This window comes from Streptomyces sp. NPDC001514, from assembly GCF_053597075.1.
Window position 1 is genome coordinate 130,963 of sequence record NZ_JBSFHO010000018.1, and the last position, 18,742, is coordinate 149,704.

The 18,742-nt window shown below is 71.0% G+C and carries 17 protein-coding genes; 5 read left to right on the forward strand and 12 right to left on the reverse strand.

The genetic code is table 11. From position 1 onward, the window contains the following. The first annotated feature begins 10 nt into the window (after positions 1 to 10). Positions 11 to 535 carry an ECF RNA polymerase sigma factor SigK gene (sigK, locus tag ACWCXB_RS20535; RefSeq protein WP_450724872.1) on the forward strand — a complete coding sequence of 175 codons (525 nt, stop codon included), beginning with the start codon at positions 11 to 13 and terminating at the stop codon, positions 533 to 535. Further along, the gene (locus tag ACWCXB_RS20540) at positions 532 to 1,290 is read left to right on the forward strand and encodes an anti-sigma factor (protein ID WP_450724818.1); all 759 of its coding nucleotides are present in this window, start codon (positions 532 to 534) and stop codon (positions 1,288 to 1,290) included. Before sigK ends, ACWCXB_RS20540 begins: the two co-directional genes overlap by 4 nt. 167 nt (positions 1,291 to 1,457) lie before the next feature. Here the strand turns inward: ACWCXB_RS20540 and ACWCXB_RS20545 are convergent, their stop codons facing one another. From ACWCXB_RS20545 to ACWCXB_RS20565, 5 genes are all read right to left on the reverse strand, one after another. Continuing rightward, a complete protein-coding gene (locus ACWCXB_RS20545) occupies positions 1,458 to 1,616 on the reverse strand; it encodes a hypothetical protein (RefSeq protein ID WP_351234154.1) in 159 nt (52 codons plus the stop codon). 104 nt (positions 1,617 to 1,720) lie between these two features. Continuing rightward, entirely contained in the window at positions 1,721 to 2,704 is a 984-nt protein-coding gene (locus tag ACWCXB_RS20550) for a cytochrome c oxidase assembly protein (protein ID WP_450724820.1), read from the reverse strand. 119 nt (positions 2,705 to 2,823) lie between these two features. Beyond that, a complete protein-coding gene (locus ACWCXB_RS20555) occupies positions 2,824 to 3,849 on the reverse strand; it encodes a 6-phosphofructokinase (RefSeq protein WP_450724822.1) in 1,026 nt (341 codons plus the stop codon). Positions 3,850 to 4,007: 158 nt separating this feature from the next. Continuing rightward, on the reverse strand, positions 4,008 to 4,736 hold the full coding sequence (locus ACWCXB_RS20560) for a type 1 glutamine amidotransferase (protein ID WP_450724824.1): 729 nt from the start codon (positions 4,734 to 4,736) through the stop codon (positions 4,008 to 4,010). Between the two features lie 18 nt (positions 4,737 to 4,754). After that, positions 4,755 to 6,002, reverse strand: coding sequence for a MurT ligase domain-containing protein (locus ACWCXB_RS20565; RefSeq protein WP_450724826.1), 1,248 nt, complete (start codon positions 6,000 to 6,002; stop codon positions 4,755 to 4,757). Between the two features lie 126 nt (positions 6,003 to 6,128). Here ACWCXB_RS20565 and def point away from each other — a divergent pair, with 126 nt between their 5' ends. Continuing rightward, a complete protein-coding gene (gene def / locus ACWCXB_RS20570) occupies positions 6,129 to 6,671 on the forward strand; it encodes a peptide deformylase (RefSeq protein ID WP_450724828.1) in 543 nt (180 codons plus the stop codon). A gap of 127 nt (positions 6,672 to 6,798) precedes the next feature. Here def and ACWCXB_RS20575 read toward each other — a convergent pair whose 3' ends face one another. Then, positions 6,799 to 7,455: a TetR family transcriptional regulator gene (locus ACWCXB_RS20575; protein WP_450724830.1), complete on the reverse strand. Its 657-nt coding sequence runs from the start codon at positions 7,453 to 7,455 to the stop codon at positions 6,799 to 6,801. Between the two features lie 172 nt (positions 7,456 to 7,627). Here ACWCXB_RS20575 and ACWCXB_RS20580 point away from each other — a divergent pair, with 172 nt between their 5' ends. Continuing rightward, complete coding sequence (locus tag ACWCXB_RS20580) at positions 7,628 to 8,854, forward strand: acyl-CoA dehydrogenase family protein (RefSeq protein ID WP_450724832.1); 1,227 nt, start codon at positions 7,628 to 7,630, stop codon at positions 8,852 to 8,854. A 49-nt stretch (positions 8,855 to 8,903) separates the two neighbouring features. Here the strand turns inward: ACWCXB_RS20580 and ACWCXB_RS20585 are convergent, their stop codons facing one another. From ACWCXB_RS20585 to ACWCXB_RS20595, 3 genes are read right to left on the reverse strand one after another with little or no spacing between them, the layout of a single operon-like run. After that, positions 8,904 to 9,389, reverse strand: a complete 486-nt coding sequence (locus ACWCXB_RS20585) for a glutathione peroxidase (protein WP_450724834.1) — start codon at positions 9,387 to 9,389, stop codon at positions 8,904 to 8,906. 49 nt (positions 9,390 to 9,438) lie between these two features. Beyond that, complete coding sequence (locus ACWCXB_RS20590; protein ID WP_450724836.1) at positions 9,439 to 10,305, reverse strand: acyl-CoA thioesterase; 867 nt, start codon at positions 10,303 to 10,305, stop codon at positions 9,439 to 9,441. 34 nt (positions 10,306 to 10,339) lie between these two features. Then, the gene (locus ACWCXB_RS20595) at positions 10,340 to 12,862 is read right to left on the reverse strand and encodes a DEAD/DEAH box helicase (RefSeq protein ID WP_450724838.1); all 2,523 of its coding nucleotides are present in this window, start codon (positions 12,860 to 12,862) and stop codon (positions 10,340 to 10,342) included. A 111-nt stretch (positions 12,863 to 12,973) separates the two neighbouring features. On the opposite strand from ACWCXB_RS20595, the gene ACWCXB_RS20600 reads away from it, so the two are divergent. Next, positions 12,974 to 13,765 (forward strand): metal-dependent hydrolase, encoded by a 792-nt coding sequence (locus ACWCXB_RS20600; protein ID WP_450724840.1) that lies wholly within the window; start codon positions 12,974 to 12,976, stop codon positions 13,763 to 13,765. Positions 13,766 to 13,857: 92 nt separating this feature from the next. On the opposite strand, the gene ACWCXB_RS20605 is transcribed toward ACWCXB_RS20600, so the two are convergent. Genes ACWCXB_RS20605 through ACWCXB_RS20615 form a run of 3 tightly spaced genes read right to left on the reverse strand, consistent with a single transcriptional unit; the run spans position 13,858 to position 18,594 of the window. Further along, a complete protein-coding gene (locus ACWCXB_RS20605; RefSeq protein ID WP_450724842.1) occupies positions 13,858 to 15,003 on the reverse strand; it encodes a hypothetical protein in 1,146 nt (381 codons plus the stop codon). Further along, a complete protein-coding gene (locus tag ACWCXB_RS20610; RefSeq protein WP_450724844.1) occupies positions 14,996 to 16,777 on the reverse strand; it encodes an ABC transporter ATP-binding protein in 1,782 nt (593 codons plus the stop codon). Before ACWCXB_RS20610 ends, ACWCXB_RS20605 begins: the two co-directional genes overlap by 8 nt. Beyond that, positions 16,774 to 18,594 carry an ABC transporter transmembrane domain-containing protein gene (locus tag ACWCXB_RS20615; RefSeq protein WP_450724846.1) on the reverse strand — a complete coding sequence of 607 codons (1,821 nt, stop codon included), beginning with the start codon at positions 18,592 to 18,594 and terminating at the stop codon, positions 16,774 to 16,776. Before ACWCXB_RS20615 ends, ACWCXB_RS20610 begins: the two co-directional genes overlap by 4 nt. Positions 18,595 to 18,742: the final 148 nt, after the last annotated feature.

The following is an 18,742-nucleotide window of genomic DNA, read 5'->3' on the forward strand; positions in this document are numbered from 1 at the left end:
GGACGAGCTGATGGTCCTCGTGGGCCGAGGCGACCGGGATGCCTTCGTGCCCGTGTACGAAGCGGTCAGCGGTCCGGTGATGGGGGTCGCGTACCAGGTCCTGAGGGATCCGGCGCAGGCCGAGGAAGTGACCCAGGATGTGCTCGTGGAGCTGTGGCGTACCGCCGGGCGGTTCCGTCCGGAGCGGGGCGGCGCGATGACATGGGCGTTGACTCTGGCCCACCGGCGCGCGGTGGACCGCGTCCGCTCGGCGCAGGCCCGAGGCGAACGGGAGCGCCGCATGGCTCTCCTGGAGCCGATGCCGGCGTTCGACGCCGTCGGGGAGCAGGTCGAGACCCGGCTCGAGTACCAGCGGGTTCGCGGCTGCCTGGAGGAGCTGACAGAGCTTCAGCGGGAAGCGGTGATGCTGGCGTACTACCAGGGGCTGACCTACCCACAGGTGGCCGAATCCCTGTCACAGCCCCTGACCACGGTCAAGGCCCGGATACGTGACGGTCTGATCCGGTTGCGCGACTGTCTGGGGGCGAGGCGATGAACGAGAGCGAACCGCACAGCGCGGTCGGCGCCTACGTCCTGCACGCTCTGCCGGAGCCGGAGCGGCGTGCGTACGAGGAGCACCTGGCCACGTGCGACGCCTGTGCCTGCGAGGTGGCGGAGTTCTCGGCCACGGTCACGCGGCTGGGAGAGGCGGTGGCGGTCGAGCCTCCGGTGGATCTGAAGCGACGCGTACTCGAGGAGATCGCCGCCACACGGCAGGAACCTCCCGTCGCAGCGGACACCGGCGAGCCGGTCCGCGGACCGGGCCCGGGCCGTCCCCGCAGGCGGTCGCGACTTGTGCTCGCCGCGTGTGTCGCGGCCGCCGTGGCCCTCGGCGGCGTCGCGGTCTGGCAGCAGCAGGAGGCGGAGCAGGCCAGGTCGGTGCTGCAGGAGACGCAGGAGCGGTACGCCGGTGTCGCCGAGGTGCTGGCCGCTCCCGACGTCGCGTTCCGCACCCAGCCCCTGGCGGACGGTGGCACCGGCACGCTGGCGGTCTCGCGCAGCGAGAACGCCGCGGCATTCATTGCCTACGAACTGCCGCCGCTCCCCGCCGACAAGACCTACCAGCTGTGGTTCGACGACGACGGAACCTTCAGACCCGCCGGACTGATCGGCGGAACCGCGGAGCATCACCTGCGCGTACTGGACGGACCGGTGGGGGATGCCACCGCCGTGGGAATCACGGTCGAGCCCGCCGGCGGCTCACCGCAGCCCACGACCCCACCGCTCGGCATGTTCGACGTCCCGGCCTGACCCGGCCGCCGCGGACACCCCGGCGCCTCCTGTCCGGCCGCCCACAGCCGTGCCGCCACCTCGAAGGCGTCCACGCCGGGGAGCATCACGTCCAGCACGAAGATGCCCGGCTGCCCGGACTCGGCGGCTGCCCGCGCGGAGCCCCGCCCGCGGCAGGCACATCGACGCTACGTGGGCTTGGAAGCCACCATTCCGAGGGTCACGAGACCGAGCACGACCCAGCCGAACCACAGCCAGCCGTTGCTGCCGAGCGCGACCGTGTAGGCCGTCACGACCACCAGGGCCACGAGGGTCAGCACACCCATCGTCTTCGTGGAACCGGACATGCGCGTCCTCCTCCGGGCCTGTGCGCCATGGCTCGAAGCCACGGCCATGGCCGTGGAGCCATCGTGACCCCTGAAGAGGTCCGCGCGCTACCGCCGGAAGGTGGTCACTGCCCGCGTGCTGCTCCCTGTCCCTGTCCGCGTGCCTGGAGCGAGGCCAGATACGCGTTGTACGCCTCCAGCTCCTTGTCCCCGTCCCGGTCCGCGGCACGGTCCTTGCGGACGGCCATGCGCTGCTCGGAGCGGTACCACTGGAACACCAGCGCGATCAGCACCAGCACGGACGGGATCTCGCTGAACGCCCAGGCGATACCGCCCGCCGCGTTCTGGTCCGAGAGCGCGGTGATCCCGAGGGACGCCGGCGGATCCGCGTACGCCCGGACCATCGGCTCGGACGCCATCATCAGCGCGATGCCGAAGAAGGCGTGGAACGGCATGCCCGCGAACAGCTCCAGCATCCGCATCACATAGCCGGGGCGGTGCGGCCCCGGGTCCACGCCCATGATCGGCCAGAAGAAGATCAGGCCGACGGCGAGGAAGTGCACCATCATCCCGATGTGCCCGGGCCTGGACTCCATGAGGAAGTCGAACAGCGGGGTGAAGTAGAGCGCGTAGAGGCTTGCGATGAACATCGGGATCGTGAACGCCGGATGCGTGACGATCTTCATGTAGCGGCTGTGCAGCAGGGCCAGCAGCAGCTCGCGCGGGCCCTTGCGGCCCCGCCCCGCGACCGGCAGCGCGCGCAGCGCCAGCGTCACCGGAGCGCCGAGCAGCAGCAGGATCGGCGAGAGCATGCTGATCACCATGTGCTGCACCATGTGGACGCTGAACATGACCATGCCGTAGTCGTTCAGCCCGGTGCACATCACCAGCGCGATGGTCAGCACACCGATCGTGAAGAAGATCGTCCGTCCCACCGGCCAGGCGTCGCCGCGACGCCGCAGCCGGACGACACCCCAGCCGTACAGCCCGAGAGCGACGAGGCACCCGATCAGGAAGAAGGGGTCCGCGGAGAACTCCAGACCCCGTCCCAGCGTGAACGGCGGCAGATCCATCGGCATACCGTGCTCGCCGTGCCCGCTGTGATCCATCTGTGTACTCCCGGAGCGTCCTGATTCGCGGTTGTTGTCCGCCGCACCAGACTAGAACCGCCCCCGGCCGCTGCTGCGACCGGGGGCGGTTCGTCAGACGTGCAACGGGTGCGACCGGCTCACAGGACGCACTCGGCCTCGGCGTACCGCTCCTCCGGGACCGTCTTCAGGGTCTCCACGGCCTGCACCAGCGGCACCATCGTGATGTCCGTGCCGCGCAGCGCCGTCAGCATGCCGAACTCGCCGCGGTGCGCCGCCTCCACGGCGTGCCAGCCGAAGCGGGTGGCGAGGACACGGTCGTACGCGGTCGGCGTACCGCCGCGCTGCACATGCCCGAGGATCACCGGCCGGGCCTCCTTGCCGAGCCGCTGCTCCAGCTCGATGGAGAGCTGCCGGGCGACACCGGCGAAGCGCTCGTGGCCGTAGACGTCCTTGCCGCCCTCGTCGAAGTCCATGGTGCCCTCGCGCGGCTTGGCGCCCTCGGCCACGACGACGATCGCGAACCGCTTGCCCGCCTCGAAGCGCGCGCCGACCCGCCGGGTCAGCTCGTCGATGTCGAAGGGACGCTCGGGGACCACGATGGCGTGCGCGCCGGCCGCCATGCCCGAGTGCAGGGCGATCCACCCGGTGTGCCGGCCCATGACCTCGACGATCAGCACCCGCTGGTGCGACTCGGCGGTGGTCTTGAGCCGGTCGAGCGCCTCCGTGGCGACCCCGACGGCCGTGTCGAAGCCGAACGTCACATCGGTCGACGCGATGTCGTTGTCGATGGTCTTCGGTACGCCGACGATCGGCAGGCCCGCCTCGGAGAGGAGGTTGGCGGCCTTCAGCGTGCCCTCGCCGCCGATCGGGATGATCGCGTCGAGGCCCAGGTCGGCGACGTGCCCCTTGGCCCGCTCCACGCCGTCGACCAGATGCGCCGGCTGCACCCGGGACGAGCCGAGGATCGTGCCGCCACGGGCCAGGATGCCGGCCACGGCGTCGAGGTCGAGCTTGCGGTAGTCGGCCTCCAGCAGGCCCTTCCATCCGTCGTGGAAGCCGATGACCTCGTCGCCATGGTCGACGACGGCGCGGTGCACGACCGAACGGATGACCGCGTTCAGACCGGGGCAGTCGCCGCCGGACGTGAGGACACCAATGCGCATGAGCCCGAATACCTTTGCAACGTGGGCCGACTCCCGGACCACGTCGTCCGGTTGGATCCCCGCCACCCTACCGGCGCGGGGCGGCGGGAGCCGAACCGGACGTCCGCCCAGTGGACACCGGAGAATCGTACGAACAGGACGGCTGTGCGAACTGCTGGTCAGGCGGGCTGGGTCGCGGCAGCGATGCGCTCGCTGCGGAGCGCCTCGTACCACCGGTCGTCGACCGGCGGCAGCGCGTTCACATCGAGGGCCAGCTTCAGCAGCAGATCCGCGATCTGCGGATTGCGGGCCATCACCGGGCCGTGCATGTACGTGCCGAAGACGGTGTCGTTGTACGCGCCCTCGGTGCCGTCGCCGGTGCCGTTGCCCTTGCCGAGCACGGTACGGGCGAACGGGCGGGCCGACGGTCCGAGGTGGGTGATGCCCTGGTGGTTCTCGAAGCCCGTCAGCTGCGGCAGGCCGAGCCGAGGGTCGATGTCGGCCAGTACGTCACCGACGCACCGCTCGCCCTCGCCCCTGGTCGAGACGACGTCGAGCAGGCCGAGGCCCGGCTCACGCTCGCCCAGGTCGTTGATGAACTCGTGGCCGAGGATCTGGTACCCGGCGCAGACCGAGAAGATGATCGCGCCGTTGGACGCGGCCCGGGCGAGGCCGCCGTCACGGCGCAGCCGCTCGGCCGCGAGCCGCTGCGGCCTGTCCTCGCCGCCGCCGATCAGATAGATGTCGCCGGAGGTCGGCACCGGCTGGTCGCTGCGGACGTCGACGCGCGAGACGCCGAGTCGGCGCTGGCGCGCCCGGCGCTCCACGACGAGGGCGTTGCCCTGGTCGCCGTACGTGCTGAGCAGGTCCGGGTAGACCCAGACAAGCCGCAGGCTGCTGTCACTCATGCTCTCGTCTCCTCTGGGTCAGTTGCCGACGCGGCGGCGTACGTCCTGGAACGCCGTGTAATTGGCGATGAGCTCGATCCGGCCGGGCGGGGCGAGCTGCACGGCCTCGTCGACGGTGTCGCAGACGCGGAAGTCCAGGCCCGCGACCTCGAGACGTACGGCCAGGTCCAGCCGGCGGTCGCCGATCACGAAGATCGGGTGTCCGGCGAGCCGCGTGTAGTCGACGTCCCAGAGCCAGGACGTGTCCGTGCCGTCCGCGCCCCGCGCGTTGACCGAGAGGATCACCGGCGTCGGCGGCGGGTCGATCAGCGAGAACGTCTCCAGCCAGCCGGCCGGGTTCTTCGCCAGCAGCAGCCGCAGATCGCGGGCGAGGAACGAGACGACGTCGTACCGTCCGGCGACCGCCTGCACCTGGTACATGCGCTCCAGGGCGACCTGCGGGGGGACACCGAAGACCGCGGCGACCGCGGCGGAGGTCGCGGCGTTCGCCTTGTTGGCGCGGCCCGGCAGCTGGAGGTGGATCGGCCAGGCCGAGCCGTGCGGGTCGAGGACGTGGTCGCCGCTCAGCGCCCAGCTGACGGCGGGGCGGCGGAAGCCGCACTCGCCGCAGAACCAGTCGTCGCCCGGGCGCTGCATCACACCGCCGCAGGACGGGCAGGACCAGGCGTCGTCCTTCCACTCCTGCCCTGCGGCCACCCACACCACATTGGTGGAGGAGGACGCGGCCCAGACGATCAGCGGGTCGTCGGCGTTGGCGATGACCACGGCCTTGGTACCGGACAGTCCCTCGCGCCACTTCTCGGCGAGCATCCGGGTCTCGGCCGCGCGGTCCAGCTGGTCGCGGGAGAGGTTGAGCAGGGCGATGGCCTTGGGCGTGGTGTCGCGCGCCACACCGGCCAGGTACTTCTCGTCGACCTCGATCACGCCGTACTTGGCGTCGGAGCCGCCGGCCAGGGCGGAGGTGATGCCCGCGGGCATGTTCGCACCCAGCGCGTTCGAGACAACCGGGCCGCTCGCGCGCAGGGCCTCGGCGATGAGGCGCGTGGTGGTGGTCTTGCCGTTCGTCGCCGACACCAGAATGACGTCGAGATGCTGTGCCAGCCGGCTCAGCAGATCCGGGTCGAGTTTGAGCGCCACCCGGCCGCCGATCACCGATCCGCTGCCGCGACCCGCGGCGCGCGACACCGCCGCTGCGGCCTTGCCTGCCGTCACGGCGAGCTTGGCCCGCGGCGACAACGGCTCTGCGTTGCCAGGGTGTCCTGCCATCGTCCTAGATCCTCCTTGCGTCGGTCGGGGCTCAGCCTATCGAGATCCGCCCGGCGGCCCGAACCGCGGCTCCCGGACGAAACCTGGAGGTCATCGCGGCGGAGGGCAGAACGTACCCTTACCGCCATGCGAAACCGTCCGATCCCCGGCAGTTCCGGACTCGTACGAGCCATGAGGCTGCTCGGAGATCCGGTGCTGCACGCCCCTTGCGAGCCCGTCACGGACTTCGGTCCGTCCCTCGCGAAGCTCATCGAGGACATGTACGCGACCATGTACGCGGCGAACGGCGTCGGCCTCGCGGCGAACCAGGTCGGCGTACCGCTGCGGGTCTTCGTCTACGACTGCCCCGACGACGAGGACGTCCGCCACCTCGGGCACGTGGTCAACCCGCGGCTCGTCGCGACCGACGGGGTCACGGTGCGCGGTCCGGAGGGGTGCCTGTCGCTGCCGGGTGTCGAGGCGGGTACGCCGCGGTTCGACCACGCGGTCGTCGAGGGCGTGACGATGGACGGCGAGCCGGTGTGGGTGGACGGGACGGGGTTCTTCGCCCGGTGCCTCCAGCACGAGTGCGACCACCTCGAAGGCGGCGTCTACCTGGACCACGTCATGGGCTGGCGCCGCGTCCGAGCCCTGCGCGCGGTGCGCCGCGCGCCGTGGTCGCGAGGCTAGGCCCTGTCCGGCCGATCTTGCCGGGCTCATGTGGCGTACCGGCCGCGCTCCAAGCGTCGGGCCCGGGCGGCACAGCGCGGCCGCCCCGGTGCGCGGGCAGGCCCGGGTCCCGGGGCGGAGCCCCGAGTCAGAAGCCCGCGCTGCCCTCGCGGTCCTTCGCCTCGGCCAGGCGGCCCCAGAGGAGATCGGTGAGGCTCCTCACCAACTGCTCGCGGGAGCAGGGGCGTTCGCCCAGCCACCAGTCGCCCGCCGCGTGCATCATGCCGACGATCCCGTGCCCCCACACCCGCGCGAGCTCGCTTCCGCCCGGACCCAGATCGACGCGGTCCTCGATGACCTTGGCCAGCTCCTCGCCGAGGCGGCGCAGCAGCGGGGACGAGTGCCGGCCGACGTCGAAGCCCCGCTCGGACTGCTCGGACTGGTGGGAGTCCTCGGCCGGGTGCATCAGGAAGCGGTACACCTGTGGCCGGGCCTCGATCGCCGCGAGATAGGTGTCGAGGGTGTTCTCGACCCGTTCGCGCCGGTCGGTCGGGGCGTCCACCGCCGCCCGGAGCGCGTCCAGCAGGGCGTCGGTGTGACGCTTGGCGAGGGCCCGGTACAGGCCGCTCTTGTCGCCGAAGTGGCGGTACAGGATCGGCTTGGTGATTCCCGCCTCCGCCGCGATCGCGTTCATGGAGGCCTTCGGTCCGTCGCGGAGCACCACCCGGTCCGCGGCTTCGAGCAGCTCGCGCCGCCGCTGGTCCGCCGACCGCTGTTGGTCGGTCTGCTGAGTCGTGGTCTCCATAGCGTCTCCCCGCCCGTCGTTGTCCTGAGGCCTGCGAAACGTAACACTCCGCAGGGATCGGGCGCCGACCGCACCGGTGCTGGTTGACAGCACCTACTAGCCGGTAACAGACTGCGGTTACTGCAAGTAACATGCGGGTGGATGCATAAGTGAATGCATATCAGGAGGGGACATGAGCGAGTTCGCGCTCGATCTCAACGACGACCAGAAGCAGGTCCGCGACTGGCTGCACGGCTTCGCGAAGGACGTGATCCGCCCGGCCGCCGCCGAGTGGGACGAGCGCGAGGAGACCCCCTGGCCGGTCATCCAGGAGGCCGCCAAGGTCGGTATCTACTCCCTGGACTTCTACGCCCAGCAGTTCTTCGACCCCACCGGCCTCGGCATCCCGATGGCGATGGAGGAGCTCTTCTGGGGTGACGCCGGCATCGCCCTCTCCATCGTCGGCACCGGACTCGCCGCCGTCGGTGTCCTCGCCAACGGCACCGAGGAGCAGATCGGCACCTGGATCCCGCAGATGTACGGCGACGTCGACGACGTCAAGGTCGCCGCATTCTGCTCCTCCGAGCCCGACGCCGGCTCCGACGTCGGCTCGATGCGTACGCGCGCCGTCTACGACGAGGCCAAGGACGAATGGGTCCTCAACGGCACCAAGACCTGGGCGACGAACGGTGGCATCGCCAACGTCCATGTCGTCGTCGCGGTGGTCGACCCGGAGCTGGGCACCAAGGGCCACGCCTCCTTCATCGTTCCGCCGAACACCCCCGGCCTCTCCCAGGGCCAGAAGTTCAAGAAGCACGGCATCCGCGCATCCCACACCGCCGAGGTCGTCCTGGAGAACGTCCGCGTCCCCGGCTCCTGCCTCCTCGGCGGCAAGGAGAAGCTCGACGAACGCCTCGCCCGCGCCCGCGAGCGCGCGAAGGCCGGCGGTGAGCGCGTGAAGAACGCGGCGATGGCCACCTTCGAGGCCTCCCGCCCGGCGGTCGGCGCGATGGCCGTCGGCACGGCCCGCGCCGCGTACGACTACGCGCTGGAGTACGCCAAGGAGCGCGAGCAGTTCGGCCGCCCGATCATCGACAACCAGGGCGTCGCCTTCCAGCTCGCCGACATGCGCACCCAGATCGACGCGGCCCGGCTCCTGGTCTGGCGCGCCTCGTGGATGGCGGTGAGCGGCAAGCCGTTCACCGCGGCCGAGGGCTCGATGTCCAAGCTCTTCGCCAGCGAGGTTGCCAAGAAGGTCACCGCCCAGGCGGTCCAGATCCTCGGCGGCAACGGCTTCACCCGCGAGTACCCGGTGGAGCGCATGCACCGCGACGCCGCGATCTACACGATCTTCGAGGGCACGAGCGAGATCCAGCGCCTGGTCATCGCCCGCACGCTGTCGGGGATGCCGATCCGCTGACGCACCGGCGGCGGGGCACGGCCGTCCGTGCCCCGCCGTCCACCCGGTGTCAGGCCCCCAGCAGGGCCTCGATCGCGGCCACGATCTCCGGCGCCTCCGGCTCCGTGCGCGGACGGAAGCGGGTGACCTCGCCCTGCGGCGAGATCAGGAACTTCTCGAAGTTCCACTGGACGTCGCCGGCCTCGCCCTCCGCGTCCGCGACCTTCGTCAGCTCCGCGTACAGCGGGTGCCGACCGTCGCCGTTCACGTCCGTCTTCTCCAGCAGCGGGAACGACACACCGTAGGTCGTCGAGCAGAACGTCTGGATCTCCTCGGCACTGCCCGGCTCCTGCCCCGCGAACTGGTTGCAGGGCACGCCCAGCACGGTGAAGCCACGGTCCGCGTACTGCTTCTGCAGCCGCTCGAGCCCCGCGTACTGCGGCGTCAGGCCGCACTTGGACGCCACGTTGACCAGCAGCACGGTCGTGTCCGCGTAGTCGGCGAGGGACGTGGGGTCGCCGGTCAGGGTGAGCAGCGGGATGTCGCGCAGAGTCATCAAGTTCTCCTCGGTAACGGTCCTTCTCCGGTCACTCTCGCACGGTCGGTCACACGGGCCGGAACAGCCCCTCCTGGACCACCGAGACCAGCAGCCGCCCCTCGCGGTCGTAGATCCGCCCGCGTGCCAGCCCGCGGCCGCCCGTGGCGACGGGCGACTCCTGGTCGTACAGGAACCACTCGTCGGTACGGAACGGGCGGTGGAACCACATCGCGTGGTCCAGCGAGGCCATGTCGAAGCCGCGCGGCCCCCACAGCGGCTCCACCGGGATACGGACCGCGTCGAGCAGGGTCATGTCGGAGGCGTACGTCAGCGCGCAGGTGTGCACGAGCGGGTCGTCGCCGAGCGGGCCGACCGCGCGCATCCATACCGCGCTGCGCGGATCCGCGTCCTTGATCTCCTCCTTGGTCCAGCGCAGCCGGTCCACGTAGCGGATGTCGAAGGGCTGGCGGCGGGCCATCCGCTCCAGCGCCTCCGGCATCGCGCCCAGGTGCTCCCGGATCTCGTCGGTGACGCTCGGCAGCGTCTCCGGCGCCGGGAAGTCGAGCCGGGGCGGCAGCTGGTGCTCGAAGCCGGCCTCCTCGGGCTGGTGGAAGGAGGCCGTCAGGTTGAAGATCGTACGGCCGCGCTGCACGGCGGTGACCCGGCGGGTGGTGAACGACCGGCCGTCCCTGACCCGCTCGACCTGGTAGACGATCGGCACACCCGGGATGCCGGGGCGCAGGAAGTACGCGTGCAGGGAGTGGACCGGCCGGGCGCCGTCCGTCGTCCTGCCCGCCGCCACCAGGGCCTGGCCGGCGACCTGACCGCCGAAGACGCGCTGCAGGGACTCGTTGGGGCTGAGCCCCCGGAAGATGTCGACCTCGATCTGCTCCAGGTCGAGCAGATCCACGAGCCGCTCGGCGGGACTGGTCATGCGGTTCTCCCCACTCTCCACTCGCACACGGGCCTCAGAGCTGTCCCACGGAGGTGACCCGGATCACGGCCCGGCCCTCCTCGTCGGAGGCCGCCAGATCGACCTCCGCACTGATACCCCAGTCATGATCGCCGTTCGGGTCGGCGAAGGTCTGCCGGACCCGCCACAGACCGTGCGCGGGATCCTCCTCGATGGACAGCAGCTTGGGGCCGCGGGCGTCCGGCCCCGTCCCCAGGTCGTCGTACTCGTCCCAGTACGCGTCCATCGCCTCGCCCCACGCGTCCTCGTCCCAGCCCGACTCGCCGTCCAGCTCGCCCAGCTCGGCGACCTGGTCGAGCGCGGCCAGCTCCACCCGGCGGAACATCGCATTCCGTACGAGCACCCGGAAGGCGCGGGCGTTCGCGGTGACCGGCTTCACCTGGTCGGCCTTCTCCTGCGCCTCCTCCGCCGTCTCCACCTCGGGGTTGGCCAGCTGCTCCCACTCGTCCAGCAGGCTGGAGTCGACCTGGCGGACCATCTCGCCGAGCCAGGCGATCAGATCCTCCAGGTCCTCGGTCTTGAGGTCGTCGGGGATGGTGTGGTCGAGGGCCTTGTACGCGCCCGCGAGATAGCGCAGCACGATGCCCTCGGTGCGGGCCAGCTCGTAGTGGGACGTGAACTCCGTGAAGGACAGGGCCCGTTCGTACATGTCACGGATGACGGACTTCGGCGAGACCGGGTGGTCGCCGACCCAAGGGTGCGACTTCCGGTACAGGTTGTACGCGTGCCACAGCAGCTCTTCGAGCGGCTTCGGGTACGAGATGTCCTGGAGCCGCTCCATCCGCTCCTCGTACTCGATCCCTTCCGCCTTCATCGCGCCGACCGCCTCGCCGCGCGCCTTGTTCTGCTGGGCGGCGAGGATCTGGCGCGGGTCGTCCAGCGTCGACTCGACGACGGACACCATGTCCAGGGCGTACGACGGCGATTCCGGGTCCAGCAGGTCGAAGGCCGCGAGCGCGAACGTGGAAAGCGCCTGGTTCAGCGCGAAGTCCTGCTGGAAGTCGACGGTGAGCCGGACGATCCTGCCCTGGGCGTCGGGGGTTTCGAGGCGCTCCACGACGCCGCCGTCGAGGAGGGAGCGGTAGATCGCGATCGCCCGGCGGATGTGCCGCAGCTGCTGCTTGCGCGGCTCGTGGTTGTCCTCCAGCAGCTTGCGCATGGCGTCGAAGGCATTGCCCGGGCGGGCGATCACCGACAGCAGCATGGCGTGGGTGACCTTGAACCGGGAGGTCAGCGGCTCGGGATCGGAGGCAATGAGCTTCTCGAAGGAGTTCTGGGACCACGCGACGAAGCCCTCGGGGGCCTTCTTGCGGACCACCTTCCGCTTCTTCTTCGGGTCGTCGCCCGCCTTGGCGAGAGCCTTCTCGTTCTCGATGACGTGCTCCGGCGCCTGCGCGACGACGAATCCGGCGGTGTCGAAGCCCGCCCGGCCGGCGCGGCCCGCGATCTGGTGGAACTCGCGGGAGCGGAGCGTACGGACGCGGCTGCCGTCGTACTTGGTGAGTGCCGTGAACAGCACGGTGCGGATGGGGACGTTGACCCCGACGCCGAGCGTGTCCGTGCCACAGATGACCTTCAGCAGACCGGCCTGCGCGAGCTTCTCGACGAGGCGGCGGTACTTGGGCAGCATGCCGGCGTGGTGGACACCGATGCCGTGGCGCACGTAACGGGACAGATTGCGGCCGAACTTCGTGGTGAAGCGGAAGTTGCCGATCAGTTCGGCGATCTGGTCCTTCTCCTCGCGGGTGCACATGTTGATGCTCATCAGCGACTGCGCCCGCTCGACCGCCTGCGCCTGCGTGAAGTGCACGATGTAGACCGGCGCCTGCTTGGTCTCCAGCAGCTCGGTCAGCGTCTCGGTGATGGGGGTCGTGCGGTACTCGTACGAGAGCGGGACCGGGCGGGTCGCCGAGCGCACGACGGCGGTCTCGCGGCCGGTGCGGCGGGTCAGGTCCTTCTCGAACATCGAGACGTCGCCGAGCGTCGCCGACATCAGCACGAACTGTGCCTGGGGGAGTTCAAGGAGGGGGATCTGCCAGGCCCAGCCGCGGTCCGGCTCCGCGTAGAAGTGGAACTCGTCCATCACGACCTGGCCGATGTCGGCGTCCTTGCCGTCGCGGAGCGCGATCGACGCCAGGACCTCGGCGGTGCAGCAGATGACAGGTGCGTCGGCGTTCACGGAGGCGTCGCCGGTGAGCATGCCCACGTTCTCGGTGCCGAAGAGCTTGCAGAGGTCGAAGAACTTCTCCGAGACCAGGGCCTTGATCGGCGCCGTGTAGAAGGTGACCTCGTCGCGGGCCAGCGCCGCGAAGTGCGCACCCGCCGCGACCAGGCTCTTTCCCGAGCCGGTGGGGGTGGAAAGGATCACGTTGGCCCCGGAGACCACCTCGATCAGCGCCTCCTCCTGGGCCGGGTAGAGCGAGATACCCCGGTCCTCGGCCCATGACGAGAAGGCTTCGAAGAGGGCATCGGGGTCGGCATCCGGCGGCAGCTGATCGATAAGGGTCACGCCCCCCATCTTGCCTGGCTTCGGTCCGGATGAGGGAACCGGCCGCCGGAAGGAAGATCGCTACCGGTAGCCTGTCCCGTCAACTGGGCGTAACAACAAGACAAATGGGGCGGGAACAACATGATGGGACCGGCGCACTCCCTGTCCGGGGCGGCAGCCTGGCTGGGGGTGGGGGCTGCGACGGCCGCGACCGGCCATCCGATGCCGTGGCCCGTGCTCGTGGTCGGTGCACTGATATGCGCCGGAGCGGCGCTGGCGCCCGACCTCGACCACAAGGCGGCAACGATCTCCCGGGCCTTCGGGCCGATCTCGCGGGGCCTGTGCGAGATCGTCGACAAGCTGTCCTACGCGGTCTACAAAGCGACGAAGAAGCCGGGCGACAAACGCAGGACCGGGGGCCATCGCACCCTCACCCACACCTGGCTGTGGGCGGTGCTGATCGGCGCGGGCACCTCTGCCCTGGCCATGATCGGCGGCCGCTGGGCGGTCCTCGCGATCCTCTTCGTCCATCTCGTGCTGGCCGTCGAAGGGCTGCTGTGGCGGGCCGCCCGGGTCTCCAGCGACGTGCTGGTGTGGCTGCTCGGCGCGACCAGCGCATGGATTCTCGCCGGAGTCCTGGACAAGCCGGGCAGCGGCTCCGACTGGCTGTTCTCCGGGCCCGGCCAGGAGTACCTCTGGCTCGGCCTGCCGGTCGTCCTCGGCGCACTGGTGCACGACATCGGGGACGCTCTCACGGTCTCCGGCTGCCCGATCCTGTGGCCCATCCCGGTCGGCAACAAGCGGTGGTACCCGCTGGGCCCGCCCAAGGGCATGCGTTTCAGGGCCGGCAGCTGGGTGGAGCTGAAGGTGCTGATGCCGGCGTTCATGCTGCTCGGGGGAGTGGGCGGCGCGGCGGCGATGAACGTCATCTGACGGGGCGGCGCGGCCCGGTGCGAGCGCCGTTCGGCTCCGCCCCTACCTCCGCCCCCGGGGGTCCTGTGCCTGCCCTGCGCCGTCCCTGGCCTTCAGGGCAGCGCCCAGTGGTCCACCCGCGAGCCGTGCTGGGTCAGCCACGTACCGTCCCCGAGCGGCCTCACATGGCCAAGGGCCACGGAATCGGGATACCGCAGGCGTCCGAGCGGACGAAGCGTCTCCGCATCGCACAGCCAGTGCGCAGCATCCCTGAGGGGCCCGTGCCCCGGACGGCGGTTGCTGCCGGCGATCACGCGTGAGGCGTCCAGGGGATACACGTCCATGTCGATGCCACTGTCCGGTGTGGCGGGCAGCTTCCGGTGGAACAGCGCGAGGCACTCGGACGTCCGGATGTCGTGGACCGCGACCTGGTGGAGGTCGTCGTCGCTGGTGAGACCCTGGGCGCGCTCCATCGTGAGCAGCCGTTCCGATCTCGGTACGAAGAATTCCGCCTCGCCCTCCGTCGGTCCCCCGAGGTGATGCAGCCCGTCGAGGCGTGCCTCGAGCCAGTGCGTGGTCCATGAGAACGACCAGCAGGACACGGCGAGAACACCACCGTCCGGGTGCCACTTCAGCTCCGCGGTGAGCGCCTCGGTGCCGGTCTCGTGGCGGCCGATCACCTCTCCGGACGCTGGGTCCAGGAGAAGCAGGACGTCCGACGAGTACGGGCTCGGCCGCGGTCCGGCGCGGCGCGCGCGGCGGGACCGCACCGGCTCGGACGGCTCGGTGACGACCGTCGACAGGACCACGGCCGCCAGCGAACCGTCCGGGCTCACCGACGGATCCCCCAGCACAACGGACCCGCGGACTCCCTCGGGCAGGCCGGTGTCCCGCAGCTGCCAGCGAAGGGTGCCGTCGTACCCCACGGACCACACCTTTCTCCTCTCGCTGATCACCCAGCCGCCGTCCGGGGTCGGCGCAGCATTCCTCACGGACCCGGATGGCCGTACCAGGGACGAGACGGGCCGCGAGCGTGTGGAGAGAAAACCCTTGTCCCCGAGGAGGCTCTCGCGCTCATGGACCTCGAGCACCTCGGGGCGTCGGAGCAGGAGCCGTCCGCCGGGCAGTGGTTCGATCCACCCCATCGGCGCCCGGGACCGGCCGAGGTGAGTGACATCGATGCAGCGTGCCGCCGCATCCTGGCCGTCCGCTGCCGTGCCACGAAGGCCCGTCCCGTCCGTCTCGTACGAGCTATCCATGCCAGGACCTCCACAGCGCCGCGTACGCCCCGTCCGCAGCCACCAGATCGGTGTGGCTGCCCAGTTCACTGATCCGCCCGTTCTCGACGACCGCGATCACATCCGCGTCGTGCGCCGTGTGCAGCCGGTGGGCGATCGCGACGACCGTACGGCCGTCGAGAACCCGGGCCAGCGAGCGCTCCAGGTGCCGGGCCGCGCGCGGGTCCAGCAGCGAGGTCGCCTCGTCCAGGACCAGGGTGTGCGGGTCCGCGAGGACCAGGCGGGCCAGGGCGATCTGCTGGGCCTGGGCCGGGGTCAGGGCGAGGCCGCCCGAGCCGACCTCGGTCTCGAGGCCGTCCTCCAGCGCCCGCGCCCACGGGTCCGCGTCCACCGCACCCAGCGCCGCCCACAGCTCGGCGTCCTCCGCCCCCGCCCGCGCGAGCAGCAGATTGTCGCGCAGAGAGCCCACGAAGACGTGGTGCTCCTGGTTGACCAGTGCCACGTGCTCGCGTACACGCTCCGCCGGCATCCGGGACAGCTCGGCCGCGCCGAGCGTGACCCGGCCCGTCCGCGGCGCGTAGATCCCCGCGAGCAGCCGGCCCAGCGTGGACTTGCCCGCGCCGGACGGGCCGACGAGCGCCAGCCGGGTGCCGGGCGGCACGTCCATGGACACCCCGTGGAGCACGTCGACGCCCTCGCGGTACCCGAAGTGCACCTCGTCCGCGCGCACCGCGCGCCCCTCCGGCCGCACCTGTCCGTCACCCGCGTCGGGCTCGATCTCCCGTACGCCGACGAGCCGCGCCAGGGACACCTGGGCGACCTGGAGCTCGTCGTACCAGCGCAGGATCAGGTTCACCGGGTCGACCATCATCTGCGCGATCAGCGCACCGGTGGTCAGCTGCCCGATCCCGATCCAGCCCTGCAGCACGAACACGCCACCGATCATCAGCACGGACCCGAGCACGGTCGCATGCGTGACGTTGATGACCGGGAACAACACGGACCGCAGCCACAGGGTGTACCGCTCCCACGCCGTCCACTCCTTGATCCGGCGGTCCGACAGCGCCACCCGTCGCGCCCCCAGCCGGTGCGCCTCCACCGTCCGGCCCGCGTCGACGGTCTCGGCGAGCACCGCGGCCACGGCCGCGTATCCCGCGGCCTCCGAACGGTACGCGGACGGCGCCCGCTTGAAGTACCAGCGGCAGCCGATCACCAGCACCGGCAGCGCCACCAGCACGGCCGGCGCGAGCGGCGGCGCGGTCACGGTCAGCCCGCCGAGCAGCAGCACGATCCAGAAGACACCGATCGTCAGCTGCGGCACGGCCTCGCGCATGGCGTTCGCCAGCCGGTCGATGTCGGTCGTGATCCGGGACAGCAGATCGCCCGTACCGGCCCGCTCCAGCACGCCGGGCGGCAGCCCCACCGAGCGTACGAGGAAGTCCTCGCGCAGGTCGGCCAGCATCCGCTCGCCGAGCATCGCACCGCGCAGCCGGACCAGCCGTACGAACACCGCCTGGACGACCAGTGCCACCGCGAACAGCGCCGCGGTGCGCCCCAGATGGAGCTCGCGCGCCCCCTCTGCCGCCCGCTCCACGAGCGAGCCGAGCAGCCACGGCCCGGCCATCGAGGCCACGACGGCGACCGTGTTGACGGCGACGAGCAGGACGAACGCGCGGCGGTGCCGCCGCAGCAGCTCGCGTACGTACGCGCGCACCGTCGCGGGCGTGCCCACCGGCAGCGTGGTCGCGGTCCGGGGAGCCGCCGGGTCGTATGCCGGTGGCGCCACGCCGATCATGCCGTCTCCTCGATGTCGATTCCGGCGTCGGTCAGTTGCCCGGTCAGGGGCTTGGTGAGCTGTTCGTCGACACGGGCCGGGGCCTCCTCCGTCTCCCGGGTCACCACCTCCCGGTACCGCGGTTCCTTGTGCAGCAGCTCGCGGTGCACGCCCACGGCCGCGACCTCGCCCTCGCGGACGAGCACCACCCGGTCGGCCCGGTCGAGCAGCAGCGGCGACGACGTGAAGACGACCGTCGTACGTCCCGTCCGCAACGCCCGCACGCCCTCGGCGATCCGCGCCTCCGTGTGCGAGTCGACCGCGGAGGTCGGCTCGTCGAGCACCAGCACGTCGGGGTCCGCGACCAGCGACCTGGCCAGGGCCAGCCGCTGCCGCTGCCCGCCCGACAGCGATCGGCCGCGCTCGGTGATGGGCGCGCCCATCGGGTCTCCGTCCAGCGCGGCCTGCGACAGTGCGTCCAGCACGTCCCCGCACTCGGCGGCGGCCAGCGCATCGGTCGCCGACACCGCGCCGGACGCGGGCACGTCGAGCAGCTCGGTCAGGCTCCCGGACAGCAGCACCGGGTCCTTGTCCTGGACCAGAACCAGGCCGCGCGCGACCTCACGGGGTTGCTCGTCCAGGGCGACCCCGCCGAGCAGCACGGACGGCAGGCCCTGCGGGTCCGCGGCATGTCCGCCGAGCCGCTCGGCCAGCCGCCCCGCCTCGTCCGGATCGCCGCACACGACGGCGGTCAGCGCCCCGGCCGGGGCGAGCAGCCCGCTGGCCGGGTCGTACAGATCGCCCGAGGCCACGGCGTCGGACGCCTCCCCGGAGCCGCCCGAGGGTCGCTCCAGCGAGAGCACACGGGCCGCGCGCCGCGCGGACGGCCGGGAGAAGGAGTACGCCATGGCGATCTCCTCGAAGTGCCGCAGCGGATACGTCAGCAGCATCACCGCGCTGTAGACGGTGACGAGTTCACCGATCTCGATCCGCCCGTCGCCGACCAGCCCGATGCCGTACCAGACGACGAAGATGAGCAGCAGGCCCGGCAGCAGCACCTGCAGCGCCGTGATCAGCGACCACATCCGGGCGCTGCGGACGGCCGCCCGGCGCACCTCCTGCGAGGCGCGGCGGTAGCGCCGGAGGAACAGCTCCTCGCCGCCGATGCCGCGCAGCACCCTCAGTCCCGCGACCGTGTCGGAGGCCAGCTCGGTGGCCTTGCCCGCCTTCTCGCGCTGGGCGTCCGCGAGCCGCGTCGCCCGCGGGAGCAGCGGCAGCACGCCGAGCGCCAGCACCGGAACGCCGATCGCGACCACGACACCGAGCGCAGGCTGGTAGACCAGCAGCGCCACCACGACCACGACGATCGTGAGGGCCGCCGCGAGGAAGCGCGAGACCGCCTCCACGAACCAGCCGATCTTCTCGACATCGCCGGTGGAGACCGCGACGACCTCACCCGCGGCGACCCGTCGCGTGAGGGCTGAGCCCAGCTCGGCGGTCCTGCGGGCCAGCAGCTGCTGCACGCGCGCGGCCGCGGTGATCCAGTTGGTGACGGCCGTGCGGTGCAGCATGGTGTCGCCGACCGCGATACCGACCGTGGCCAGGGCGATCAGCCCGCCGGCGAGCGCGAGCCGGGGGCCTGATTCCTCGACGACGGCCTGTACGGCGGAACCGACGCCGTAGGGGAGGGCCATCACGGAGACGAAGTGCAGCATGCCCCAGGCCAGGGACTTCAGCTGGCCGCCGAGCTGCTTGCGCCCCAGCCAGACGAGGAACCGCAGCCCCGACCGGACGTCCGGCACACCGGGATCGGGATACGGAAGATCGCGAATCTGCATGATGTCCCAGATCGTTCGGAAAAGGCGGCTCGGACGTGCAAGGTTCGCTCTCCGCAGTCGTTCGTAGCAACCGATTTTCGGGCGGCATGGCACAGAACCCGCCAAGATCGCCGGCCGGGCCGCCACGCCCTCTGGCGCCCGCGCGGCC